This window comes from Micromonospora sp. DT81.3, from assembly GCF_049847225.1.
In the GTDB taxonomy this organism is placed as follows: domain Bacteria; phylum Actinomycetota; class Actinomycetes; order Actinomycetales; family Microbacteriaceae; genus Microbacterium.
Genome location: NZ_JBNCNY010000007.1, coordinates 168,919 through 191,952, shown reverse-complemented (window position 1 = coordinate 191,952; position 23,034 = coordinate 168,919). Strand labels below are relative to the sequence as shown.

At 67.5% G+C, this 23,034-nt stretch carries 22 protein-coding genes and 1 pseudogene; 9 read left to right on the top strand and 14 right to left on the bottom strand.

Annotated features, from left to right (window positions below):
- From ACPW96_RS16595 to ACPW96_RS16585, 3 genes and pseudogenes are all read right to left on the bottom strand, one after another.
- Window positions 1-2,930: pseudogene (locus tag ACPW96_RS16595) on the bottom strand (hypothetical protein); the annotation flags it as partial.
- A gap of 1,060 nt (window positions 2,931-3,990) precedes the next feature.
- Window positions 3,991-4,512 carry a glycine cleavage system protein R gene (locus ACPW96_RS16590; protein WP_425884361.1) on the bottom strand — a complete coding sequence of 174 codons (522 nt, stop codon included), beginning with the start codon at window positions 4,510-4,512 and terminating at the stop codon, window positions 3,991-3,993.
- 43 nt (window positions 4,513-4,555) lie between these two features.
- Entirely contained in the window at window positions 4,556-5,953 is a 1,398-nt protein-coding gene (locus ACPW96_RS16585) for an FAD-dependent oxidoreductase (protein ID WP_425884359.1), read from the bottom strand.
- On the opposite strand from ACPW96_RS16585, the gene ACPW96_RS16580 reads away from it, so the two are divergent.
- Together ACPW96_RS16580 and ACPW96_RS16575 are read left to right on the top strand one after the other, a co-directional pair.
- A complete protein-coding gene (locus ACPW96_RS16580) occupies window positions 5,947-6,939 on the top strand; it encodes an SDR family oxidoreductase (RefSeq protein ID WP_425884357.1) in 993 nt (330 codons plus the stop codon). The two genes, ACPW96_RS16585 and ACPW96_RS16580, sit on opposite strands and share 7 nt — an antisense overlap.
- A gap of 36 nt (window positions 6,940-6,975) precedes the next feature.
- Complete coding sequence (locus tag ACPW96_RS16575) at window positions 6,976-8,604, top strand: molybdopterin-dependent oxidoreductase (protein WP_425884355.1); 1,629 nt, start codon at window positions 6,976-6,978, stop codon at window positions 8,602-8,604.
- A 24-nt stretch (window positions 8,605-8,628) separates the two neighbouring features.
- Here ACPW96_RS16575 and ACPW96_RS16570 read toward each other — a convergent pair whose 3' ends face one another.
- Entirely contained in the window at window positions 8,629-8,829 is a 201-nt protein-coding gene (locus tag ACPW96_RS16570; RefSeq protein WP_425821846.1) for a hypothetical protein, read from the bottom strand.
- Complete coding sequence (locus tag ACPW96_RS16565; protein WP_425821848.1) at window positions 8,826-9,038, bottom strand: multidrug transporter; 213 nt, start codon at window positions 9,036-9,038, stop codon at window positions 8,826-8,828. Before ACPW96_RS16565 ends, ACPW96_RS16570 begins: the two co-directional genes overlap by 4 nt.
- Before the next feature lie 194 nt (window positions 9,039-9,232).
- On the opposite strand from ACPW96_RS16565, the gene ACPW96_RS16560 reads away from it, so the two are divergent.
- Window positions 9,233-10,345 carry a fatty acid desaturase family protein gene (locus ACPW96_RS16560; RefSeq protein WP_425821850.1) on the top strand — a complete coding sequence of 371 codons (1,113 nt, stop codon included), beginning with the start codon at window positions 9,233-9,235 and terminating at the stop codon, window positions 10,343-10,345.
- A 33-nt stretch (window positions 10,346-10,378) separates the two neighbouring features.
- Here the strand turns inward: ACPW96_RS16560 and ACPW96_RS16555 are convergent, their stop codons facing one another.
- Window positions 10,379-10,729, bottom strand: a complete 351-nt coding sequence (locus ACPW96_RS16555; RefSeq protein ID WP_425821852.1) for a hypothetical protein — start codon at window positions 10,727-10,729, stop codon at window positions 10,379-10,381.
- A 155-nt stretch (window positions 10,730-10,884) separates the two neighbouring features.
- On the opposite strand from ACPW96_RS16555, the gene ACPW96_RS16550 reads away from it, so the two are divergent.
- On the top strand, window positions 10,885-11,283 hold the full coding sequence (locus ACPW96_RS16550) for a hypothetical protein (protein ID WP_425821854.1): 399 nt from the start codon (window positions 10,885-10,887) through the stop codon (window positions 11,281-11,283).
- Between the two features lie 10 nt (window positions 11,284-11,293).
- Here ACPW96_RS16550 and ACPW96_RS16545 read toward each other — a convergent pair whose 3' ends face one another.
- From ACPW96_RS16545 to ACPW96_RS16535, 3 genes are read right to left on the bottom strand one after another with little or no spacing between them, the layout of a single operon-like run.
- Entirely contained in the window at window positions 11,294-11,617 is a 324-nt protein-coding gene (locus ACPW96_RS16545; protein ID WP_425821856.1) for an ATP-dependent DNA ligase, read from the bottom strand.
- Between the two features lie 9 nt (window positions 11,618-11,626).
- Window positions 11,627-12,205, bottom strand: coding sequence for a hypothetical protein (locus ACPW96_RS16540; protein ID WP_425821858.1), 579 nt, complete (start codon window positions 12,203-12,205; stop codon window positions 11,627-11,629).
- 8 nt (window positions 12,206-12,213) lie between these two features.
- Window positions 12,214-13,362: a zinc-dependent alcohol dehydrogenase gene (locus ACPW96_RS16535; RefSeq protein ID WP_425821860.1), complete on the bottom strand. Its 1,149-nt coding sequence runs from the start codon at window positions 13,360-13,362 to the stop codon at window positions 12,214-12,216.
- Between the two features lie 187 nt (window positions 13,363-13,549).
- Here ACPW96_RS16535 and ACPW96_RS16530 point away from each other — a divergent pair, with 187 nt between their 5' ends.
- The 3 genes from ACPW96_RS16530 to ACPW96_RS16520 all read left to right on the top strand — a co-directional run bounded on the left by ACPW96_RS16530 (window position 13,550) and on the right by ACPW96_RS16520 (window position 16,871).
- A complete protein-coding gene (locus tag ACPW96_RS16530; RefSeq protein ID WP_425884353.1) occupies window positions 13,550-13,897 on the top strand; it encodes a hypothetical protein in 348 nt (115 codons plus the stop codon).
- A gap of 87 nt (window positions 13,898-13,984) precedes the next feature.
- The gene (locus ACPW96_RS16525) at window positions 13,985-16,435 is read left to right on the top strand and encodes a glycoside hydrolase family 2 TIM barrel-domain containing protein (RefSeq protein WP_425884352.1); all 2,451 of its coding nucleotides are present in this window, start codon (window positions 13,985-13,987) and stop codon (window positions 16,433-16,435) included.
- A 115-nt stretch (window positions 16,436-16,550) separates the two neighbouring features.
- On the top strand, window positions 16,551-16,871 hold the full coding sequence (locus ACPW96_RS16520) for a carboxymuconolactone decarboxylase family protein (protein ID WP_425884350.1): 321 nt from the start codon (window positions 16,551-16,553) through the stop codon (window positions 16,869-16,871).
- Window positions 16,872-16,884: 13 nt separating this feature from the next.
- On the opposite strand, the gene ACPW96_RS16515 is transcribed toward ACPW96_RS16520, so the two are convergent.
- The gene (locus ACPW96_RS16515; RefSeq protein WP_425884349.1) at window positions 16,885-19,125 is read right to left on the bottom strand and encodes a LuxR C-terminal-related transcriptional regulator; all 2,241 of its coding nucleotides are present in this window, start codon (window positions 19,123-19,125) and stop codon (window positions 16,885-16,887) included.
- Window positions 19,126-19,319: 194 nt separating this feature from the next.
- On the opposite strand from ACPW96_RS16515, the gene ACPW96_RS16510 reads away from it, so the two are divergent.
- Window positions 19,320-19,718 (top strand): SHOCT domain-containing protein, encoded by a 399-nt coding sequence (locus ACPW96_RS16510; protein ID WP_425821870.1) that lies wholly within the window; start codon window positions 19,320-19,322, stop codon window positions 19,716-19,718.
- Window positions 19,719-19,796: 78 nt separating this feature from the next.
- On the top strand, window positions 19,797-20,969 hold the full coding sequence (locus ACPW96_RS16505) for an AI-2E family transporter (protein WP_425821872.1): 1,173 nt from the start codon (window positions 19,797-19,799) through the stop codon (window positions 20,967-20,969).
- Window positions 20,970-20,999: 30 nt separating this feature from the next.
- On the opposite strand, the gene ACPW96_RS16500 is transcribed toward ACPW96_RS16505, so the two are convergent.
- The 4 genes from ACPW96_RS16500 to ACPW96_RS16485 are packed head-to-tail and all read right to left on the bottom strand — an operon-like array spanning window position 21,000 to window position 23,022.
- Window positions 21,000-21,710 (bottom strand): ANTAR domain-containing protein, encoded by a 711-nt coding sequence (locus ACPW96_RS16500; protein WP_425821874.1) that lies wholly within the window; start codon window positions 21,708-21,710, stop codon window positions 21,000-21,002.
- Entirely contained in the window at window positions 21,707-22,414 is a 708-nt protein-coding gene (locus ACPW96_RS16495) for a GAF and ANTAR domain-containing protein (RefSeq protein WP_425884347.1), read from the bottom strand. Before ACPW96_RS16495 ends, ACPW96_RS16500 begins: the two co-directional genes overlap by 4 nt.
- A gap of 49 nt (window positions 22,415-22,463) precedes the next feature.
- Window positions 22,464-22,700 (bottom strand): hypothetical protein, encoded by a 237-nt coding sequence (locus ACPW96_RS16490; protein ID WP_425821878.1) that lies wholly within the window; start codon window positions 22,698-22,700, stop codon window positions 22,464-22,466.
- Entirely contained in the window at window positions 22,669-23,022 is a 354-nt protein-coding gene (locus tag ACPW96_RS16485; RefSeq protein WP_425821880.1) for an ATP-dependent DNA ligase, read from the bottom strand. The genes ACPW96_RS16490 and ACPW96_RS16485 overlap by 32 nt, the downstream gene beginning before the upstream one ends.
- Window positions 23,023-23,034: the final 12 nt, after the last annotated feature.

Here is a 23,034-nt window from a genome sequence, read left to right as displayed (position 1 = left end):
AGAGACTCCGGACCACCCCAGACGGTCCCGTCCCACGCCCAGTGCTGCAGGGTGCCATCGGTGCCGCGGCCGAACACATCTAGCCGGTTCGGCGCCCACGACACCGCGTGTGGGGCATCCGCCAGCGCCCCGCCGAGAGACTCCGGACCACCCCAGACGGTCCCGTCCCACGCCCAGTGCTGCAGGGTGCCATCGGTGCCGCGGCCGAACACGTTCAACCGGTTCGGCGCCCACGACACCGCGTGGGGGGCATCCGCCAGCGCCCCGCCGAGAGACTCCGGATCACCGGTCGTGTGCAGGTCTATAACGGTGGCCTTGTCCAAGCCGTCGTACGTGTAGTGCGTGCAGAGGGCGCCCGTGGGGGTAACCGTCCCGGGTCCGGCGGGTGCCGGTTCGACGGCCTCGCGTAGCCGTTTGAGCGCGTCCACCGACCTCCATTGTTCGGTGCCGTTCCCCCCGACGATCCGGACTGTCGCCAATAGATCTGTGCTCACACGGTTGGCGGGCTGAGCGGCCTCGTTGTAATACCAACGAGTGACACCTCGGTCGAGGTCGACAGATTCCAGGGGCCGGTCGAGCTGGTCCAGGTCTACGGCAGAGAATTCGTATGGGTCGCCATCGCGGCGGGGAGCGGTCACGAGCCGGAGGCGGTCGCGGAAATCGTACCGGTAGGAAACGGTGACGTCGCCATAGGGGGGATCTTGAGTGCGGGTCGATGTGGTGCGCCCGCGCCCGTCAAGCGTGGTCGTCGCAGCGTACTCGAGCCGAGGGCCACCCGGTCCCGCACTCGTCGTAGTCGTCGCCATGGTGCGGGCGATGTCGTCAAACACCACCCGAGTTTCAGACCCCGTGGCCACCGAGGTTTCGGATGTGAGCCGGCCCGCAGCGTCATACCCATAAACGGTTGCCTGGCCATTGGCGTCGGTGACATAGACCGGCGAACCACCCCACGTCGCCGCTACTGTACGCCTCAACTCCATGGTGGGCGCCGAAGAGTGCACACCCGTGAGGCGAACCGTTGCGGGCATCAAGAACCGGAACGCCGCGCTGTATTCGAACTGAACGCCGCCTGGTCCAACCTCGCTCCTGAACAGATTGCCGGGAAGGTCATAGATTCTCGTCTCCGTGACGGGAGACGAGAAGGTTGCCGCTTTGGTGTACCGCCGAATGGTGGTCGGATTGCCCCGCCAGATTGTTTCGGGCGCGTAGCTCGGACTCACGGGATCAAACTTTGCGTCGAACCCGACAATGCCGGGCGCAGAAATGAGAGGCGACTGGTCGTACTCGTACTCGGTGAACGAAGCGAGCGGGCGGACGTTGGTGGATTTGGGGTCGAACTGCCCGTAGACCCGCACCCTCTTGGGTAGGTTGCGCAAATTGCGACTGCGATTGAGGTAGTGGTCGGCGGTGACGTAATCGATCTCCGTGCGGCGCAGCACCCGAAAGCCCGGGCCCCGGTCAGGCGCATACTCCCACTGGTCAACGATTGTGGGTTCGGTCGAGGGCGCGCCGTACGTGAAGGTGGTTCTCGCAACGTGGCCGGCGTCGTCGGTGACGTCGACGGTCAATATCTGCGGGGCCCCGTCCGGGGCGATCTGCCAATCGTCTAGCTGAGTGCGTTGCAGCACCTTGCCCCAAGGGTCCACAACCCTCAGTTCCTTCAGCAGCCCGGTTGAATCGACTTCCTGAACCGTTGTGGCGTTGTCGGGCCACGTTATATCTGTACGCACCCCGGTTGCTGTGCGTTGCACCAAGAATCCGGTGGTGACCGGGTCGGACCCGTCCCAACTCTCGGACATCGTCGTGTACGTGGGCGCGTCCTTCTGCTCCAGCCCAGGCGAGTCCGGGTAGTTGTATTCGCGCTGCCACGTGACCGGACCCGCCACGATCGGGGGGCCATCCGTACCGTTCGTGACCGGGCCAAGCGACATCCCCCGGCATGCCTGCACGAGCTTGAGCATTCCATAGGAGGAGTAGCTCGACGGCGGCAGCCAATAGCCGGTTCCGGTAGCCGGATAATAGATGCCGCTGATGATCGGCGCCCGTGTGGCCGGTTCGTGAACCGGGTCCTGGAACGATGTTCTCAACTCACGGCCGCTCCGGTTGAGGACGACCAGGTCGGTGTCCGCGGCGGGAGCGCTCCAGTCCGCGTTAAGTGCCGGACCGAGGACTCTGGCGAGAACCCATTCGCCGGTCATAAGCTCCCGGTAGACGAACCGGATCACCCGACCGCAAGTATCGGTGATCTTGCTGAGTCGCTGGATCGTGGCGTCGTATTCCACGTTGATGACGTTGCCGTTGCGGTCGGTGAGGCGAGTGGCGTGGACCTTCGCTCCTGCGCTGAAATCGAAATCAATCCTGGTGCCATTCGATCGGACCAGCCAGCCCGACTGAAGGCGCGGCAACGTTTGTCCAATACCCTGATAGCGCCAATGGGCGAGGTACTCGATGTGGCTGCCATCGGTTGTGTGCGCACTCATGTACACGTCACGCCCCATGTCCCTCACCCCGACAACTCGGAAGGGGCGTCGAGTGCCGTCGGGCTCCACGATCATCGCCGCGCCCACGCCCAAGCTGACCAACTGCCCCATGTGCAGGGACCAGCCTGGTGCGGGCCAGTCGTCGTCAATATCGAACACCATCTTGGGTGAAGTCGCCGTCCCGAGGCGCTGCCAGACCCGGGAGTTATACACCAGGTCCAGATGCAGAGAAAGATCTCCTCGTCCCGGATAGTGCGCGACCGGTGCGGTGAAGGTGAAGTTGCTGCTGCCGACCTGACCGGCAAGTCGTTGCGGCTCGAGCTGCGACCCCAGATCGGTCCAATCCTCCGCCGACCTCAGCGCGGCAAGATATGGCGTGCTACCTCGTGCAGTAACCGACTTAACGGCCTCCGCTGAGTCGCCGCCCGCCGTGTCCCAAAGAATACGCATGGTCTCGCCTTTCCAGCGTTGCGCCGCATAGAAAGACGAAATCTCACATTGGAGCAGTACAATCCGCCGCTGCGGCGAAGTTACTCCATCCCCATCACATGAATCCGGCTTGCCAAACGATCCTCGCATCCGTGATGTTCCGCAAGAGCGCAGACACGGGTGCCCTCTTCGCCAGGCCGGTTGTCAGCGTGTTGTTGAGGTACACCCCAACCTGACGTCAGAACAGCACCCGCGATCCCGTCCGATTAGCGTCCTATCTGCGCATAGTGACACCACTTCTCGTCCACTCTCAGAGTTCAACCTGACAGATCGGGCGGTGACATCCGATGACAGGTACGCGCGTCGGCCACCTACGCGTCAGCACCGTCGATCAACGGACGATCCGGCAACTCGACGAGGTCGATCTCGACTGCGTATGTGAGGACAAGCTGCTGGCAAGGACCTGAGCCGGCCCCAGCTCTGGGTTGCGGGGGGCGGAATCCCACGCCGACTTTCTAGATCCAATCCGCGAAATTTCGCGGGTCTCGTGACAGCGTGGTCACCCCTCAACGAGTCAGAGAGCAAGATTCGGGTAAACGGCCATTGCCTCTGGGCCAGCTACCCCTCAGTTGGACCGAGCGCCACGGCCACTCTCGACCGGACGCCGCAAGAAGTGCTGCAGACCGCCTCCACCGCGTACTGCAGCGACTATCGTGATCGACATCAGGCACGAGCACCGCCCCACGATGTCCGCGGCCGGCCCGGGAAAGCTGTGCCGGGAAAGTGCCGGGGAACCCGTGGAAACGACGACGATCAACGAGCACCAATGAGCACTCGACCCGCGTAATTCCGGGATGAACGAGCATCAACTGCGACCCGAAAGCCCCCGGCACCGAACTGAAAATCGTGAGGTCACGGGATCGACGCCCGTCGGAGCCACTGGCCCTTTCTCGAGGCTTCTACTCGGGGGAGGGCCTTTACTTTGCCCGGCCACCCGCTTGGCGCTGCTGTTTCCTGCAGCCGCGGCGCCAATACGCGCAGCGCGCGCGAACAAATGCAGCGCGAGCCCCGCGCCGCGGACTCACTCCCCCAGCGTGACGTCCACCTGGATCTCCGCCGCGAGTCGCTCGATCGCGGACTGCACGGCATCCACATCGACGAATGCCGGCACCTTGGCCGTGATCGTCGCCTCGAAGAGCCGCCCTCCCGCCATCGCCGCATCCCGCGTCTCGGTCGTCATGCGCTCGATGCTGAGGCCGTGCGCACTGAGCGTCGCGGAGACCTCGCGCACGATTCCCGGATGGTCGTTGCCGAGCACGCGGAAGGCGAACCGGCGATCGGCGCCGGCCTTCTCGGCGGTGACCGAGGGATCGCCGGGATGCGTCGTCACCGTGAGCAGCCCGTCGAGGCCGGCGAGCGCGGCCCTCAGTTCGTCGACGCGGTCGGCGGCGACCGAGACCTCGATGATCCCCGCGAACGCGCCGGAGAGTTCGGCGAGCTGGCTGTTCTCCCAGTTGCCCCCGTGGGCATCGACCACGTCGGCGACGGCCGCGACCAGGCCTTGGCGGTCGTCTCCGACGACGGTGAGCACGAGCGTTGTCATGACCCACAGCGTAGCCATCGGTCCCGCGGGAAGGCAGGGCCCGTCAGGCGAGCAGCCACCCCAGGCGCTCGGAATCCGGGGCCAGACGCTGCGCGACCGTGACAGCGGAGCGGATCGCGCTCTCGTGGGAATCCGCGTCGTGGGTGTACAGCCCCGCCAGCCAGACCCCCTCCCGGCCCTGGAGCGCGCGCAGCCGGCGCTGCGCGTCGAAGTAGTCGGGCGTGACCCTGCCGTGCTCGTAGCGCGCGAGCGCATAGAGAGGCTGCGGCATCCGCTCGTCGAACGTCACCCAGCTCTTGAAGACCGGCAGTCCCCGCGCAGGATCCCAGATCGTCAGCGCGCTGTGCTCTCCGTCCCACCTCGCGTTCACGACCGACCAGTCCGACTCGTCCGGCGGCATCAGCCGTCGATCGCCGTGGACGGCGATCGCGGTGTCGAAGTACTCGAATCGGCCCAGCTGCCGGCGCATCGGCTCGAGTCCGGGGACCGCCTCGAGCAGGGGAAGAGCCTGCTGTGCGTTCGTCGCCACGATCACCTGGTCGAAGCGATGACGGATGCCGCGGGCATCGGTGATCGCGTAACCGCCGCCCTCGCGCTCGACCTGTCGCACGGCCGTGCCGAGGCGAAGCTCCGTCGCACGCAGGTCGCGCACGAGCGCATCGACGTAGACCCCGAGCCCTCCTCGGATCTGGCTCTGCCGCGGCGGGGAGAGTCCCTTGGGTGCGCTCGCACCCAGGTAGTACAGCGCGTTGTACGCGGCGAACCGGCGGAACTCGGCCGGCTCCACGCACCAGAACGCGAGCAGCAGCGGGTTGACGACTTCCTCGGCGAACCGGCGCGACACTCGGTGGTCCTCGAGGTACTGCTCGATCGTGACCGTGGTGTCGTGCCGCTCGAGAAACGCGGGCACCCGAGCGAGGAAGATCCGGAACCGGATCAGGTCGCACAGCGCCCGCGGCGTGAACGAGGCCCAGACGGGCCGGCCCCCGCGAAAGGGCGGCATCGGGAGCGCCCGCCGGCGGCCCGGACGGCGGGGATCGCGGCCGAAGAGGGTGATCGTCGCGGGGTACGACTCGCGCTGCACCCCGAGGAGGTCGAGCAGCCGGTTGAACGTCGCGTACGCCGGCCCCCGGCCGAAGAACTGGAATCCGGCATCCACCGCCACCCGCTGCGCATCCACCTCGACCTCGACGGTGTGCGCGTGCCCGCCGAGCCGGTCGTCCTTCTCGAACAGCGTGATGTCGTGCTGCCCCTCGAGCAGCCATGCGCTCGCGAGACCGGCCGCGCCTCCGCCGACGATGGCTATCCTCACGCGAACCCCGTTCCCGACCTCTCCCTTGTACACCGTTCCGAGGGCTAGCGTGGCGGAATGGATGACGCCGCGTCCGATGTGCAGGTTCTCGCGATGCTCCCGTGCGGAGACGTGGAGCGGCCGTGACACCGCCCTCGCCGGCTCGCCTTCGCTGGAGGATCCCGCTCCCCGACCTCACGGGAAGCCTCGCCGTCGTCACCGGCGCCAGTGACGGCGTCGGCTTTGAGATCGCCCGCGCGCTCGCCGGCATCGGCGCCGAATTGGTGCTTCCCGTGCGGATCCGCGAGAAGGGCGAATCGGCGGCGGCCCGGATACGGCGGGACCACCCCCGAGCCGTGCTGACCCTCCGCGACCTCGATCTCGCCTCCCGGTCCTCGGCCGGGACCCTTGTGCGACAGCTCACGGACGAAGGGCGGCCCATCGACATCCTGGTGGCGAACGCCGGGATCATGCTGCTGCGCGACCCGGTGAGGCACGTCAGCGCCGACGGGCACGAGCTGCACTTCCAGACCAACTTCCTCGGTCACGCATCGCTCCTGCTCGGCATCCTTCCCCTCCTCCGGGCGAGCCGCGCGCGCATTGCGTTGCAGTGCAGTCTCGCCGCCGACCACTACGGCATCGCCTGGGACGACCTGGAGGTGCAGCGCCGCTACACCGCGATGCGCGCCTACGCGTCGTCGAAGATCGCCCTGGGCCTGCTCGGCATGGAGCTGCACCGGCGACACGGCCCAGAGGCATACGGCGAAGGGGTCCCCGGAGGCGGCATCCGCGTCGTGCTCTGCCATCCGGGCGTCGCACTGACGAACATCGCACCAGCCGAGATGCGTGCCGGCCGCGATCTGCGCACGCGTGCGAGTCTCGCCGTGCTCGGCCGCGGGCCGTTCGGCCAGAGCGCCGCGGAGGCCGCCCTGCCCGCGTTGCATGCCGTCACGTCAGCGGATGCCGCGGGCGGAGGGTTCGTCGCCCCCTCGGGGCCTTTCCACCTCGGCGGACCTCCGAAGGCGCAGCGACCGTTCCGGAACGTGGCCGACCCCGTGGCGGGCACCCGTCTCTGGGCGGCGCTGGAGGCACTCCTGGCCAATCCGAAAGCCGCTCCGCCGCGAACAACCCTGTGACGTCGGGGCCGAACCTGCGCGTTAGGAGGCCGGACCATGGCGAAGAGCAGCCGCAGGGCACGTGTGAAGTTCCTCTCCCTCGCCGCACTGGCCGGGATCGTGAGCGCCGCCGTGTTCCTCGCGGTCGCCGAGCTCGTCGCCCTGCTCGTCGCGAGGGAAGGCAGCCCGATCCTCGCGATCGGTTCGTTCATCATCGACATCGTGCCCCAGCCGTTCAAGGAGTTCGCGATCGCGACCTTCGGCGAGTACGACAAGATCGCGCTGCTCGCCGGCCTGGGACTTGGAGTGCTGGTCGCGGCCGTCGTCACGGGCATCGCCCAGTTCCTCAGGCCTCCGCTGGGTGTGATCGCACTCCTCATCGCCGGCGCGCTCTCGGTCGCCGCCATCGTGACGCGGGCGGGTGCGACGCCGCTCGCCGCGCTGCCCCCGATCGCCGGTACGCTCGCCGGCTGCATCCTGCTGACCTTCCTCGTCTCTCGGCTGCGCCGGTGGGCGGCACTGCCGGCGACCGAGGTGAGCGGGGAGGCCACCGACGCCACCGGGCAGGCCACCGACCAGGCGTCGCGCGATTCAGCGGAAGCGGGTGGCTCGACCCGGGTCGATCGCCGCATGTTCATCCGCGTCACGAGCATCGCCGGAGCATCCGCGGTGCTTGTCGGCATCGGTGCGCGCGTGCTGAACACCACCACATCCTCGATCGCAGGCGTTCGCAGAGCGCTCAAGCTGCCGGCTCCCCGTTCGAGCGTCGCGGTACCGGAGGGCGCCGAGCTCGACATCGAGGGGATCTCCCCGCTGTTCACGCCGAACAGCGACTTCTACCGGGTCGACACCGCGTTGACGGTCCCGTCCATCAACCCGGAGACCTGGCGGCTCGTCGTCGACGGGATGGTCGACCAGCGCGTCGAGCTGACGTTCGAAGACCTCGTCGGCATGGGGCTCGACGAGTACTCGATCACCCTCACGTGCGTGTCGAACGAGGTGGGCGGCAAGCTGCTCGGCAACGCCAAGTGGCTCGGCGTTCCCGTGCGTGAGGTGCTGAAGATGGCGGGCGTGCAGTCCGGCGCCGACATGGTGCTCTCCCGCAGCGTCGACGGGTTCACGGCCAGCACCCCGCTCACCTCGCTCACCGACGACGCGACCGACGCGATCCTTGCGGTCGCCATGAACGGCGAGCCGCTGCCCCTCGAGCACGGCTTCCCGGTGCGCATGGTCGTTCCCGGGCTCTATGGCTACGTCTCGGCGACCAAGTGGCTCACCGAGCTGAAGGTCACGACCTTCGACGCCGATGAGGCGTATTGGACCCCGCGCGGGTACAGCGCCGAGGCGCCGATCAAGTTCTCGTCCCGCCTGGACACCCCGCGCACGGGCATCGCCGTCGCCGCGGGGCCCACCCCGGTCGCCGGGGTCGCGTGGGCGCAGACCGTCGGGATCGAGCGCGTCGAGGTGAGCATCGACGACGGCGAGTGGCGGCCTGCCACGCTGTCGACACCCGTCAACGACGACACGTGGGTGCAGTGGTTCGTCGACTGGGATGCCACCCCCGGGAGTCACTTCATCACGGTGCGGGCGGTCAACAAGAACGGCGACCTGCAGATCCAGGAGCGAGCCCCGATAGCACCCGACGGCTCATCCGGATGGCAGCGCACCCTCGTCCAAGTGACGTAGGGAGCCGTCACAGAGCGCGCGCGGTCACTCCTCCGCGTACGCGCCGTCTTCTTCGGCCTCGAGCCGCGCGGCGTTCTCCCTGATCGCATCGTCCGACAACTGCGCCGGGGCGACGTCGGGGCGTTCCCGGTCGGGGTTCCCGGTCCCCAGATCGGCGGTGGGCGATTCCGCGGCCGTTCCCTCTTCGATCCCGCCGCCGTCGCGGGATTCGCTTTCGGTGCTCATGCGTTCGTCTCCTCTTCGTGGTCGTGCGGAAGCCCGGGGCGCACGGGCGCGTCGGGGGCGATGTCGACGCGGGTCACGTCGCCGTGCTTGGTGACCTGGATGCGCGGAGCGGCATCCGCCTCTACCGCCTCCGGCGCCCGCAGCAGCTGATCGCGCCGCTTCTCCTCGTCGGTCATGTCGTTCACGGAGCCCGATGTCGTGTCGTCCATGCAATGAAGCTATCGCCGTGTTCCGACGCCCAGGAGGCCCTGGCCGACGGCCCGGATGCGTGCTAAGCGCCCCTCGATCAGAGAATTCGCGGACGATCCTCCCCCATTGGCGCCGCGCGGCGTACATTGAACACAACGGATGTCCGAGACCCCGACATGCGGCATGAGGCCGTCTTCATCGTCAGGGGTTCGACATGACCGACATCCGCACCTCGCCCACTGCTGAGGCATCCGAGCCGGTACGCCGGCAGAGTGCTCGCGTGCCCAAGGCGAACGACTTCACGGCACTCGCCCATGTGATCGCGGAGAGCGGTCTGATGCGGCGGCGCTACGGCTACTACTGGACGAAGCTCCTCGCGGTCCCGGTGGTCTTCGGCGCCTCCATCGCAGCCTTCATCCTGGTGGGAGACACGTGGTGGCAGCTCTTCACTGCCGCAGCCATGGCGGTCATCTTCACGCAGATCGCGATGCTCGGACACGATGCGGCCCACCGCCAGATCTTCCGATCAGGGCGGTGGAACGACTGGACCACGCTGGTGATCGGCAACCTGTTCGTGGGGATGAGCTATGGATGGTGGCAGCACAAGCACACGCGCCACCACGCGAACCCGAACAAGATCGGCACCGACCCCGACATCGAACTGCCGGTGATCTCCTTCACGCCCGATCAGGCCAGTCGCCGGTCCACCAAGGTCTGGCCCCTCGGGTGGCTCATGGCGCACCAGGGGCTCTTCTTCTTCCCGATCCTCCTGCTCGAAGGGCTCTCGCTCCACGCGTCCAGCGTTCGTCGCGTGTTCTCGCGCGAGCCGCTGCACCGGAGGCCGGTCGAGATCACGTTCATCGCCGTGCGGATCATCGGCTTTCTCACCCTGGTGTTCCTGGTGCTCTCTCCCGGGATCGCCTTCGCGTTCCTCGGGGTGCAGCTCGGCCTCTTCGGTGTCTACATGGGCATGGCGTTCGCGCCGAATCACAAGGGGATGCCGCTGGTGCCCGCCGACGCCAAGATCGACTTCCTTCGTCGCCAGGTGCTGATGAGCCGCAACATACGGGGCACCCGGGTGCTCGACACGGTGATGGGCGGACTCAACTACCAGATCGAGCACCACCTGTTCCCCTCGATGCCCCGCCCGCACCTGCGGGCGGCATCCGGCATCATCGCCGATTACTGTCGGGAACGAGGCGTGACGTACACGCAGACGGGACTGTTCGAGTCGTACGGAATCGTGGTCCGCTACATCAATCGCGTCGGCCTCGGGGAGCGGGACCCCTTCGAGTGCCCGCTCCTGCAGGTGCGCCAGACGGTCTGATCCGCGCGAGCCGCTTCTGATCCGCGGCGAGCGCTAGATGATGTCGTCCCAGTTCAGGTCGGCGGAGCGCAGCTGTTCGACGTCGTCGTCCGCGAACGCCAGGCCACGACGACCCTCGAGGTAATTGATCTTCGAGAGGATCATCAGGATCGTGTCCACCTCGACGAGCTCGTCGTCGGCCCCGTCGCTGAGCACCGCGGCCATGTCGCTCAGCCACCCGATCCGCAGATCCACGCGGCTGACAGATCCATCGGACGCGACGAACGGGATGTCGACCACGTCGACACCGTGCACCCTGGCGAGTGCGAGACCATACCCCGTGACGGCGTCGGCGATCTCAGTCCCGGTGAGGAAGGACCCGTACGTGGTGACTATCGTCTTCATGTCATGCGCAACGCCCGCAAGGCCGACGATCCCGCCGCAGGCCGGTAGCACCTCCTGTGCAACAGAGGATGCCCTACCCCCAGCCGCCCACATCATCCCCTTGACAGGTGGTGCGCCGGCACGTAGTCGCCCGGCGCGGCGGCTACTGTGGTTGCGTGGGAACTGTGTACTACGGGGGGTCGGCGACCCCCATTCACATCGAAGACCGAGCTCTGGCGCACCTGAAGGTCGTGATCGCGACGAAGCTGCGCCGTGGCGAGAGCTTCACCGTCTCGTGGCAGCATCCGGAAGACCAGCCGAGGGGCCGCAGCACGATCTGGCTGCACCCCTCCATTCCGCTGCGGTTCGTCTTCGACGATCCTGAGCCCGCGATCCTGAGCCGCGAATGGGTGGAGGAGCTGGCGAACTCCGCCAACTCCTCCGGCGGCATCATGCTGGTCGCCGAGCACTTCGACACCGGATCCCTCCCCGCGGTCGCCGACGGGTCCGCCTCCGCAGAAGCCGCCGACCAGTCCCCGGCAGACCAGTTCCCGTCGGCAGCCTCCGCGGAATAGCGTCCGGCCCTCAGCTCGAGGTCACCTCGGGCCGCTGCACTTCCGTCGGCTCCGGAGTGACGGTGAGCCCGTTCGGCCCGCTGGCCGACAGCATCAGCTCCTCGACCCACGTGCGGTTGATCTGCGGGTTCCTGCCTCCGAAGAAGTGGAACTGCAGCGGCACGGATGCGTGCATCCAGAAGCTGCGGCGACCGCTTCCGTCACCCATCTCCACATCGAACATGAACGACTCCGACCGGCGGAGCTTGTTCATGATCACGATGCGCAGATGGGCGAGAGTCCGGTCGTCGATGTCCACGGCGTTGCCGAGGGTGTCGTAGATGAATCTCCCCACGGGAGAACCTTAACGGAGACTGCGAGCGAAACGCACGACGAGGGTCGTTCCGAGCGCCAGCGCGGCACCGGCCGCGATCCACGGCCCTCCGACGATGATGGGGTCCATCCATGCGTGCTTCATGTCGACGCGTCCCCGCCCAATTCGCGAGCTCACCGGGCGGCGGCGGATTTCCGACAGCACGCCGGTCTGCGTGATCGGGTTGTCCGGTCGCAGGCTGGCGAACGACACGACGTGCGACCCGATGGCCTCGACGCGGTCTCCGACGATGAGCAGCAGCCAGTGGGCGGTCTGGCCCTCGCTGAACCTGTCGTACGCCAGACGCCGGATGACGCCCGACACGCCTTTCAGCGGCTGCGCGGTGCCGTACACGGGCGTCAGGAACTTGTGCTCGATCGAGCGCTCGCGGTCGTTTGTCTCGGGCTGCCGCTCTGGGAAGTCCCAGTGCGCGCCCGACACGAGGTCCGTCCTCTCCTGGGGGTACGCCGGGCGGTCGGCGTGGTCGAGGTCGGCGCCCCATCCGGGGATGCGCGCGCGCAGCTCCTCGGAGCTCGGGGCGAGGGCGGGCTTGTCTGCGGTGTAGGTCATCGTCGCTCCTAGGCGGTGGCGGGCACGACGACCGTCTTCACGCAGTCATCGAGCTTGGCGGAGAACATGTGGTATCCCTCGGCGATGTCATCGAGGGGGATGCGGTGCGTCACCAGGTCGCTCGGACGGATGTGTCCGGCCTGGATGTGCTCGAGCAGGCGCGGCCACTGGCGCTTGACCGGTGCCTGGTTGGTACGGATGGTCAGACCCTTGTTCATCGCGTCGCCGAACTTGACGGCGCTGAACAGCGGGCCGTACGCACCCATCACCGAGATGTTGCCGCCCTTGCGCACCGAGTCGATCGCCCAGTTCAGCGCCACGGGCGAGCCGCCCTGCAGCTTGAACTTGGCGGAGGTGATGTGCTGGGTGAGGTTGCCGTCGGCCTCTGCTCCGACGGCGTCGATGGCGACGTCGGCCCCCAGGTAGTCGGTGATCTTCTTCATGTGCAGCACGATGTCGTCGTACTCCGAGATGTTGTACGTCTCGGCGAACGCGAAGTCGCGGGCCTTCTGCAGGCGGTAGTCGAGGTGGTCGATCACGATGACCCGGCCGGCGCCCATCAGCCACGACGAGCGGGCGGCGGCCAGCCCCACCGGGCCGGCGCCGAACACGACGACCGTATCGCCTTCCACGATGTCGCCGAGCTGTGCGCCGAAGTAGCCCGTCGAGAAGGCATCCGTCAGCAGCAGGGCGTCTTCGTCGGGAAGCCAATCCGGGATGACGGAGGGTCCGACGTCCGCGAACGGCACGCGAACACGCTCCGCCTGTCCGCCGTCATAGCCGCCGGTCGTGTGGGAGTACCCGTAGATGCCGCCGACCGCAGAGGCGTTGGGGTTGACGTTGTGGCAGTTCGAATACAGGCCGCGGGCGCAGAAGAAGCACGAGCCGCAGTAGATGTTGAACGGAACCATCACCTTGTCGCCGACCTTGAGGTTCTGGACGGACGACCCGATCTGCTCGACCACGCCGATGAACTCGTGGCCGAAGGTGTGGCCGATGCGCGTGTCCGGCATCATGCCGTGATACAGATGCAGGTCCGATCCGCAGATCGCAGCCAGCGTGACGCGCACGATCGCGTCGTTAGGGTGCTCGATCTTCGGATCGGGCTTCTCCTCCACGCGGACTTTGTAGGGCCCGCGATATGTCATGGCTTTCATGACACCTCCTTCTGTGTCGGTTTCCCAGGCTCCGACAGAGCGGCGTATCGGGCGAGGGGGTTGCGCAACGCGAACCGTCCGTACTCAAGACGCCTGCGCTGGAGGTGGCCCTGACAGCGGCTAGCTGTGTGCAGATCCCCCGTCAACCCTGTTCTTGCGGCCGGCGAGCATGTCTAGCGTGGGCGGCATGAAGCACATCACGTATGCGCAGAAGAGCTTGCTCGTCGGTGATGCCGCGGCCGACGCCCTCGTGGAGTATGCGGTCGCCCTCGCCAAGAACGCGTCCGCGGACACCGTCACCCTCAAGGCGTTCGGCGTGGACGGCGCGGATGTCGAGGCGACATTCGTGCTGGATGCGGGAACCATCGTCATGGCGGAGACGACGAAGTCCTCGATCCCCGAGCCCGATGATTCAGAGGCCGTCGAGTACATGCGCGAACAGACGCGCCTGCTGACCTCGCCGCCGAGCGCGCTCAGCAGCGACGGCGACGGCAGCGTGGACGGCGAGGCCCTGTCGTACCTCGAGGAGCTCTGAACGCGGTCGCCTACGGCGTCGCATCGGCGCGATGACGGTGGCGAGCGGTGATTTGCCGTCAGGCGCCGCCCGTGAGGGAATGGCACCATGATCCGCACTCCTTTCATGGACGGCTGGGCCGTCGGACCGAAGCTCGGCGCGTTCGAGGGGCTGGACGGAGCGTCGCCCCCGCGGCCCGTGGCGCTGCCGCACGACGCGATCCGTGACCTCCCTCGCTCGGCCGACAGCGACCAGGGCGTGCACGCCGGCTACCACCCCGGCGGAGTGTTCGAGTATGTGAAGGTCTTCGAGGCTCCCGAGGAGTGGCGGCACAAGACGGTGATCGTCGAGTTCGAGGGCGTGTACCGCGACGCCACGGTCTTCCTCAACGGCGACTTCATCGCGCATGAGCCCAACGGCTACGCCGCGTTCGCCGTGACGCTCGACGCCTTCCTGGTCTTCGGGCAGGAGAACAGGCTCACGGTCGAGGCCCGGGCGCACAAGGACAGCCGCTGGTACACGGGGGCGGGAATCTACCGGCCCGTGCACCTCTCGATCGTCGACCCCGTGCACATCGCTCTCGACGGGGTGCGCGCGACCACCCCCGACATCGACGAGGACCGCGCGGTCATCGAGGTCGAGACCGCCGTCGAGAACGGCACCCGCCACACGCGCACGACGCGACTGAGCTGGTCGATCATCGACGACTCCGGGGCCGAGGTCGCGACCAACTCGGCGCCGGTGACCGTGCTCCCCGGCGAACGCGCCACGGCGCGTGCGCGGCTGGCCGTCGACGATCCGCGCCTCTGGCACCCCGACAGCCCCGCGCTCTACGAGGTCAGGACGGAACTCGCCGCGACCGACGGGAGCCTGCTCGACGAGGACACCACGCGTTTCGGCATCCGTCGTCTTCAGCTCGACCCGAAACGCGGACTGCGCATCAACGGCCGGACGGTCAAGCTGCGGGGAGCCTGCGTGCACCACGACAACGGTCCCCTCGGCGCAGCGACGCTCGGCGCCGCAGAGGACCGCAGGGTGCGGCTGCTCAAGGCCGCCGGGTTCAATGCGCTGCGCAGCGCCCACAACCCCATGAGCCGCGCGATGCTCGACGCGTGCGACCGACACGGCGTGCTGGTCATGGATGAGCTCACCGACGTGTGGACGCGCTCGAAGACGGCGTTCGACTCCTCGCTGGTCTTTCCGGAGCGGTGGCGGGCCGACATCGCGGCTTTGGTGCGGAAGGACTTCAACCACCCGAGCGTCCTCATGTACTCGATCGGCAACGAGATCCTCGAGCTGGCGTCGCCCATCGGATCGTCGTGGAGCCGCCGGCTCGCTGAGGAGGTGCGCGCGCTGGATGGCACCCGATTCGTGACGAACGGCATCAACGGGATCATCGCGAACATCGACAAGATGGCCGCCGCGATGGCAGGTGATGCTCCCGATGGAGAGCATGCTCCCGCGTCCGACCCGAACACGATGATGGCGAACATGGGCGAGCGGATGGCGCTGATGAACGCCTCCGAGCTCGTGACCGAGTCGACCGAGGAGTCTGCGTCGGTGCTCGACGTCGTCGGCTTCAACTACGCCGACTCGCGGTACGAACTCGATCTCGGCGCCTTCCCGCATCGCGTGATCGTCGGTTCCGAGACGTTCCCCGAGCGGATCGATGTGATGTGGGGACTCGTCGAGCGCCTGCCGCACGTGATCGGCGACTTCACGTGGACGGGCTGGGACTATCTGGGCGAGGCCGGCATCGGGCGGGTCGACTACACAGATGTCGATGGCTACGAGGCGGCGGGGACGTCGGGCCCGTACCCCTACCTGCTGGCGGAGTCCGGCGACATCGACGTCACCGGGTACCGGCGGACGATCTCCTACTACCGCGAGATCGTCTACGGCCTGCGCACCGACCCGTACATCGCGGTGCACCGCCCGCAGCACCACGGGCGGCCCACGGCGCGGACGCCATGGTCATGGGACGACGCCGTCTCGACCTGGTCGTGGGCGGTGGCGCCGGGCTCGCCGGTGACCGTCGACGTCTACAGCGACGCGGAAGAGGTCGAGCTGCTGCTCGACGGGAAATCCATCGCGACCGCCCGCGTGGGGGACGCGAAGGCGTTCCTCGCGCGCTTCGAGACGGAGTTCCACCCGGGCGAGCTGATCGCGGTGTCACGCCGGAACGGGGCGGAGACGGGCCGCCACGCGCTGCGCTCCGCCACGGGCGAGCCGAGGCTGGTCGCCGCCACCGCGCGCGCGGCACTGGCCGTCACGCCCGACGACGCGGCCTTCATCGACATCGGGCTGCAGGACGCCGACGGCACGACGGTGATCGACGCCGACCGCTCCGTCACGGCGACGGTCGATGGCCCTGGGGTTCTCGCGGGCATCGGAACGGGCCGCGCCCGCACCGAGGAGCCGTTCGGCGGCGAAGCGGTCACGACGTACGACGGCCGAGCCTTGGCCGTCGTACGACCGACGGGGAGCGGCACGATCACGGTGACCGTTGCGGCCGAAGGGCTCGCTCCGGCGCACGTCGTCCTGGAAGCACGTTCCTGAGAAGGCGGAAGCGCTCACCCCATCGGCATGATGCGTCGCACCGCCACGCGGAATAGCTTCGATCCTGGGCCCCCAGGGCGGCGGCCGTGCGCAGCGCGCCAGTGGGAGGAAGACGATGCCGAACTACCAGGAGCGCCTGCGGCGGATCTCCCTCAACGACCCGCGCGTGCTCGATGACGGTGCCGCGGGCGCCGGCTCGGCGCTCGACCCGAAGACGCTCGCGATCGCGCGGCTCGCGTCGCTCATAGCGGTGGGTGGCTCGGAGCCGTCGTTCGGCGAGCAGACGGATGCCGCGCTCAGCGCCGGCGCCACGACGGATGAGATCGTGGACGTGCTGATCGGCGTCAGTTCGATCGTCGGCGAGCCACGCGTCGTCTCGGCGGCGCCCCTGCTGGCTCTGGCCCTCGGTCTCGACGTCGACTCAATCCTGGACTGAGGCAGGCGGTCCGCTATCCGCCCAGCAGGCCGATGGCTGTAGCGCGATCAACGGCCTCGCTGCGGGACGAGACCCCGAGCTTTCGGTAGATCGACCCGACCTCGGTGCTCACGGTGTTGCGCGACACGAAGAGCCTCGCCCCGATCTCGGGGAGGGTCAGGTGGGTCTGCAGGTATGGCAGCAGGCGCAGCTCGGCGGGCGTGAGCGGCGGTCCGCCCTGCGCCCCCGCCATCGTCGTGGTGACAAGACTCTTCAGCACCTCGAACTGCTCGACGAGCACCCCGAGGTGGGGACGGCGGAGCAGGATGTCATCGATCTCGCGCACCAGATGGCGAGCGGTGGCGTAGTCGCCGAGCGCCCAGTATGCCGTCGCGAGATGGATGCGAACGGGCACGGACACGGTGGGCAGCGACGACGTGCAGACCGGGCGCGTGCGCATGGCTTCGGTCAGCTCGCGCTCGGCAGCCTTGAGATCTCCCCGGTGCAGCTCCCATCGCGCCAGAGCAACGAACGTGAGTACAGAGGTGCTGTAGTCCTGCACTCGCTTGTGCTCGATGATCGACCGTGCCCTGTCCAGCAGCTCTCCGACCTCGTCCCATCGCCCCGCGGCCATGTGGATCATGGCCAGCTGGGTGTGGCTGAGCACGCGGACTCCGTTGTTTCCGCTGTCATCGAGCCGGTTCGCGACCTCCCTGAAGTGCTCGGCTGCCTTTTCGCGGCGACCCAGCGTGAGCTGCGCGTCCCCGGCGAGGTAGACGGCGACATCCCGCCACGGGCTCCACGAGGGCTCCGCGGCGACGGCGAGCTCGGCATCCGCGAGCATCCGCTCGGGCCCGCCGGCGCACATGACCGCTTGCAGCATCGCCCGTGCGGACTGGAACGATGCGCTCCCATCGCCGGGCTCGCCGGTGAAGCTCGCGGTATCGAGCATGGCCGACCACTTCTCCGCCGCCACCACGTCGCCCGAGAGCACGGCGAGCCACCCGGTCAGCACCTGCATCGACGGGGTGGAGACGATCACCGCGTCGCCGAGCGCGCCCAGCCATCGCTGCACCGTCGCCATCCCGCCCGCCTGATACGTCGTGAGGCCCACCGCCCCGATCAGCCCCACCGCTCGCGAGCGGTCCGGGGTCTGCAGCAGGTGATCGATCGCCATCGCCGGCAGCTGGCGATTCTCGTACCAGTCCGCCGCGCGAACGTGCAGCTCCGGGACCATCTCGAGCTCGTCACGACGAAGTTCGGCGAGGAGGAACTCGCGGTACAGCGGGTGGTAGCGGTACCACTCCCCGGTGCGGTCGGTGGGGATGAGGAAGACGTTCGAGCTCTCCAGGGCGCGAAGCCCGCCGGCCACCGCGCTGCCCGCCACCACGCGGCACAGGTCGTCGGTGAGGTGCTCGAGCACCGCGGTTCGCCGGAGAAACGTCTGAGTATCGGCCGGCAGGGCGGAGAACGACTCTCGGTACAGGTAGTCCGCGACGAAACGGTCTTCGCCGACGATGACATCGGCGGCATTCGGACTCTCACGAACGATGAGGGCCGCAAGGTGCAGGCCCGCCGGCCAGCCCTCCGTCCGCACGGTCACCGTATCCAGCAGCTCCGCGGTGACGGGTACACGGGCCTGGCGGAAGATCTGTCGCGCACCCTCCGCGTCGAGTGCCAGGTCTGCCGCCCCGATCTCGAAGACGTCGCCGGATGCGCGGCTGCGCGCCACGTGGGGCTGCGTCGAGCGAGAGGCGGCGACCAGCTGGGAGCCCTCAGGGATGCCCCCGACCACGACGCTCAGCACGTCGTGGCAGGCGGCGGACGTCAGCACGTGCAGGTCGTCCACGATCAGAACGAACGGCCGAGCGCTGCGGCGAAGCGCCGAAGCGAGCCGAGGGGCCGCGCGAGAGAGGGCCGCCACGGAGTGCACCTGCATGTCGTCGACGAGCCCATCGTCGGCGTTGGTCGCGGATGCGAAGGCGGAAGCGAGGGTTTTCAGCAACGCGACGGGATCGTCATCGAAACGGTCGAGCGACGCCCAGCCGACGGCCCGTTGTTCGCCCTCGGCCCACTCGGCGAGCAGGCTGGTCTTGCCGTATCCCGCAGGCGCCATGATCGCGACCACCCGCTGTGCGCTGTTCCGCCCGGCCGCCACGAGTGGGCTCCGGCTGACGAAGCCGGGCCTGAACGCGGGCACGGCGAGCTTGGCGTCGAGAAGCAGCGCGTCGAGCTGCGGCGACGTGGGGGTCGAGACTTCGGAGAGCCCGGTCACATCTGAATGATAGAGCCGCCCAGTGAACGGAACAACGAATGAGTCGTTCGTCAAGCCCTTGTCAACGGTTTCGCTGTTTGCGACCGCGGCACGCACATCATCCGATCCGCATGATGCCGCCCTCTGGGGCGTTGGATAGATTTTCTCCGACTCGTCGGGTGTCGACGTGCTTCCGCTGAACAAAGGGCTGATCGATGCTTAACAGTTTTTGGGATTTCCTCGTCTGGATCTTCTGGTTCTACATCCTGATCGCGTGCATCTGGATCTTCATCTCGATCTTCATCGACATCTTCCGCGATCGCACGCTGGGCGGCTTCGCCAAGGCGCTGTGGATCATCTTCCTGGTCTTCGTGCCCTTCCTCGGCGCACTGGTGTACCTCATCGCTCGCGGGCGCAGCATGACCGAGCGTCAGATGGCGGAGGCGGCGGCAGCCCAGTCGAAGCAGAACGAGTACATCCGCCAGGTCGCGGGCTCGTCCTCCGCTTCATCGCCCTCGGCCGAGATCGAGTCGGCCAAGAAGCTGCTGGACTCCGGTGCCATCACGCAAGCCGAGTATGACGCGCTGAAGACGAAGGCCCTCGCCGCCACCTGATCCAACGCAAGGACACGCAGCACTCGGCCCGCGGCCCGGAGTGGCGAACGTCACGGGCCGCGAGATCGCGAGACTGACGTGGACCCCACCCCGGCCTTCGAACCGGCTGACGCAACGGCGCTCGCGTCGACCCCTGCACCTCCCCCGGAGGCGGGGTCGGCGCGAGCGCCGTTCCACGCGCCGCCGAGGATCAGGGCTGCGCTGGATCACCCGATCCGCACCCCGTTCGTGGCGACCCTCGCGGTCATGGCGGCCATCGTGCTGGGCCTGGCCGTCGGCTCGCTGGCGACGATCGTCGTGTCGATCGTTCTCGCGATGTTTCTGGCCCTGGGCCTGAATCCGGTGGTGCTCGCGCTGCAGCGCGCCGGGCTGAAGCGCGGAACGGGCATCGGAATCGTGTTCGCCGCCTTCCTGATCCTGGTCGTCGTCGGCGTCGTCTTCCTCCTGCCGGCGGTGATCAGCCAGTTCGCCGCGTTCGCGGAGAACCTGCCCTCCAGCCTCGACGAGCTCACGCAGACGGCATGGTTCGTCTCCCTCGATCCTGCGGCTGCCGCCGTCGTGACCGACGGGCTCACTCAGGTGGCGGCGTTCTTCGCGGATCCGGGGAACATCATCGTCATGTTCGGCGGTCTGCTGGCCTTCGGGGTCGGGGTCGTCGAGGCGATCTCATCCAGCATCATCGTGGTCGTACTGACCCTGTACTTTCTGGGTTCGCTGGATGCCATGAAGAGCACGCTGTATCGGCTGACGGCGTCGCACTCGCGCACCACCGTGGAGACACTCACCGAGCGGACCACCGACTCCGTCGGGGCGTACGTGCTGGGCGAGGTCATCCTTGCGGCGTGCAACGCGGCGGTCGTGGTCGTGCTGTACCTCGTGCTGGGACTGCCCTATGTGGCGCTCATGGGGGCGGTCGCCTTCGTCGTCACTCTGGTGCCCGTGATCGGATCGGTGGCCTTCCTCGTCATCGGCACCGTCGTGGCGCTCTTTGCGAATCCGACTGACGCGCTGCTCTTCGCGGTGCTCTACCTGATCTACATCCAGGTAGAGGCATACGTCGTCACGCCGAGGGTCATGTCGCGCGCGGCGGAGATTCCCGGCGTGCTGGTGATCCTCGGTGCCCTCATCGGCGGAGCGCTGATGGGTTTCCTCGGCGCGCTCGTGGCGATTCCGATCACCGCCGCCATCCTGCTGATCATCAAGCACGTCGTGATCCCGTTGCAGGATTCGAAGACGCTGCCCGACCGGTAGAGCGCGGGCACCGGAGGCCGCCCGCGCAATTCAGATGTCGAGGCTGCGGTCCACGAGGCGTGCCGCCACCTGACTCAGCCCGAGACGGTGCGACCGGGCGTATTCGCGGATCAGGGTGAACGCCTCGTCGATGGGCACGCCTCGCGTGTGCGAGACGACGCCCTTCGCCTGCTCGATGACGATGCGGCTGTTCAGCGCCGTCTGCAGCTGCTCCGTGAGTACCGCGCTCTCGCGGATCGATCGTTCGTGCAGGATGCCGATGGTCGCCACGTCGGCGAAAGCCTGGGCGGCGCTGAGGTCGTCATCCGGCGGGCGACCAGGCTCGGACCGCAGCAGATTGAGCGTTCCGATGGTCGCGTCGCGGAGCCGCAGCGGGAGGGCCTCCACGGAGTGGTAGCCCTGCTCGAGGGCGCTCCGCCGGAATGCGGCCCATGCGTCGGGCGCATCCTCGATCTCGGAAAGCGACACCGCGCGCCCGGTGCGAAAACTCTCGATGCAGGGGCCGGCCTCGGCGCTCAGCTGCATCATCTCGACGAGGCGACTGGACTCGCTCGTCGATGCGATGACCTCCAGCTCGCCCCGTCCGTCGGCGAGGAGGATGGCGGCCGCCGTCATTTCGAGCACATCCCTGCACGTGTCGACGAGGAGCTGCAGCAGCTCCACGACGTCGTAATCGTCGACCAGGGTGTCTGCGAGTTTGGCGAACGTCTGCAGCAGCTGTCGCTCGCGCGTGAGGGTCATTCGGCGACCTCGATCCGGGTGCCGTTTCGCGTAAATCGCAGTCGGCCGTCGAGGATGTCCTGTGCGACGTCCATCATCGACCGGCCGGCCGAGAAGGCCTGGCCCTGGATGACGAGGCGAGCGTCGTCGGCCGACACATCGAGCTGGGCGAGGACCATGCCCGACGCCTGGTGGATGAGCCGGCGCGAGAAGGCGTTCCCCACGTCGTCGTAGCCGTCGCCGATCGATGCGAGCGCCCGGCGGAGCACATGGCGTCCGACGACGGTCGCCATCGCACCGGCCTGCTGCGTCTGCGTCCCGCTCAGCCGGAACGGCGCGGCCGTATACAGGTCGATTGCCCCGAACCGCAGCGGGCCGACGGCGAGAGGAAATGCGAACACCGAACTGATGTCCTCGGACTCCAACGACTTCGACAACGCCGGCCAGCGACCGCGGCCCGATTCGCGGATGTCCGGGGCGAGCACTGCCTGCGCCGAGCGCATCGCGTCCCAGCACGGTCCTTCTCCGAGGTCGAACTGCAGCTCGTCGAGGCGCGCGGCCTGACCGTTGCTGGCCGCGAGCGTCTCCGACCCCAGCACCTCGCCGATCGTCGACACCGAGGCGCCGGTGATCGGAAGGACTTCGAGGAGCACGTCGCAGTAGGTCTCCGGATCATCCGGAGTGCGCTCCAGCGTGTCCATCGCATCAGTGAACGAATCGCTCATACCGCACCGCCTCCTCTGGAGAAAACGCTACCGCCGTCGGCGTTATGTGTCAGCGACCGACGTCCCCCGCGGCCTCCTCCTCGGGGCTGGGGATGGGGATGAGGGAGATGGGGACTCCGGGCGTGATCAGCAGCTGGGCGTCCCGTCGCATTCCCTCGCCGTCGTTGACGATGAGCCAGTACTTGCCGCTGTCGAGTCCGGTCAGGATCTCCTGCCGAAGCTCCTCCAGGTCGCGCCCGCCGACGCTGTAAGTGTCACCCCCGTATCGAATGTCGATCCGCTTCATCTCGCTCTCTCCCGTCCGCGTCGTATTCCGCAGGCTCCGGCACTGCATACAATCCCGTCGGCGAGTTGGCGGTATAGACGAGAGCATCCACCCACGCTCGATTGATGGCGGGCCGCTTGCTCCCGTAGAACTTGTACACGACCGAGCACCGCGGGTGGATCCACACGGTGGTCCGGCCGTCGCCGATGCTCGGATCGTCCTTCCACGTGAAGTGGAAGGATTCGCCTCGGCGCATCTTCGCGCCGATGACCAGCTGCAGATGGGCGAGCAGCCGATCCTCGAAATCGACCTTGACGATCGCGTCGTAGATGAACTTGCCCATGGCGCCTCCGTA

Bases quoted from the DNA above. Each gene is read 5' to 3' on its own strand.
- ACPW96_RS16590 (WP_425884361.1), bottom strand. From the start codon at position 4,512: ATGACAACGCTCGTGCTCACCGTCGTCGGAGACGACCGCCAAGGCCTG.
- ACPW96_RS16575 (WP_425884355.1), top strand. From the start codon at position 6,976: ATGGCGAAGAGCAGCCGCAGGGCACGTGTGAAGTTCCTCTCCCTCGCC.
- ACPW96_RS16570 (WP_425821846.1), bottom strand. From the start codon at position 8,829: ATGAGCACCGAAAGCGAATCCCGCGACGGCGGCGGGATCGAAGAGGGA.
- ACPW96_RS16565 (WP_425821848.1), bottom strand. From the start codon at position 9,038: ATGGACGACACGACATCGGGCTCCGTGAACGACATGACCGACGAGGAG.
- ACPW96_RS16560 (WP_425821850.1), top strand. From the start codon at position 9,233: ATGACCGACATCCGCACCTCGCCCACTGCTGAGGCATCCGAGCCGGTA.
- ACPW96_RS16555 (WP_425821852.1), bottom strand. From the start codon at position 10,729: ATGAAGACGATAGTCACCACGTACGGGTCCTTCCTCACCGGGACTGAG.
- ACPW96_RS16540 (WP_425821858.1), bottom strand. From the start codon at position 12,205: ATGACCTACACCGCAGACAAGCCCGCCCTCGCCCCGAGCTCCGAGGAG.
- ACPW96_RS16535 (WP_425821860.1), bottom strand. From the start codon at position 13,362: ATGAAAGCCATGACATATCGCGGGCCCTACAAAGTCCGCGTGGAGGAG.
- ACPW96_RS16530 (WP_425884353.1), top strand. From the start codon at position 13,550: ATGAAGCACATCACGTATGCGCAGAAGAGCTTGCTCGTCGGTGATGCC.
- ACPW96_RS16525 (WP_425884352.1), top strand. From the start codon at position 13,985: ATGATCCGCACTCCTTTCATGGACGGCTGGGCCGTCGGACCGAAGCTC.
- ACPW96_RS16520 (WP_425884350.1), top strand. From the start codon at position 16,551: ATGCCGAACTACCAGGAGCGCCTGCGGCGGATCTCCCTCAACGACCCG.
- ACPW96_RS16510 (WP_425821870.1), top strand. From the start codon at position 19,320: ATGCTTAACAGTTTTTGGGATTTCCTCGTCTGGATCTTCTGGTTCTAC.
- ACPW96_RS16500 (WP_425821874.1), bottom strand. From the start codon at position 21,710: ATGACCCTCACGCGCGAGCGACAGCTGCTGCAGACGTTCGCCAAACTC.
- ACPW96_RS16495 (WP_425884347.1), bottom strand. From the start codon at position 22,414: ATGAGCGATTCGTTCACTGATGCGATGGACACGCTGGAGCGCACTCCG.
- ACPW96_RS16490 (WP_425821878.1), bottom strand. From the start codon at position 22,700: ATGAAGCGGATCGACATTCGATACGGGGGTGACACTTACAGCGTCGGC.
- ACPW96_RS16485 (WP_425821880.1), bottom strand. From the start codon at position 23,022: ATGGGCAAGTTCATCTACGACGCGATCGTCAAGGTCGATTTCGAGGAT.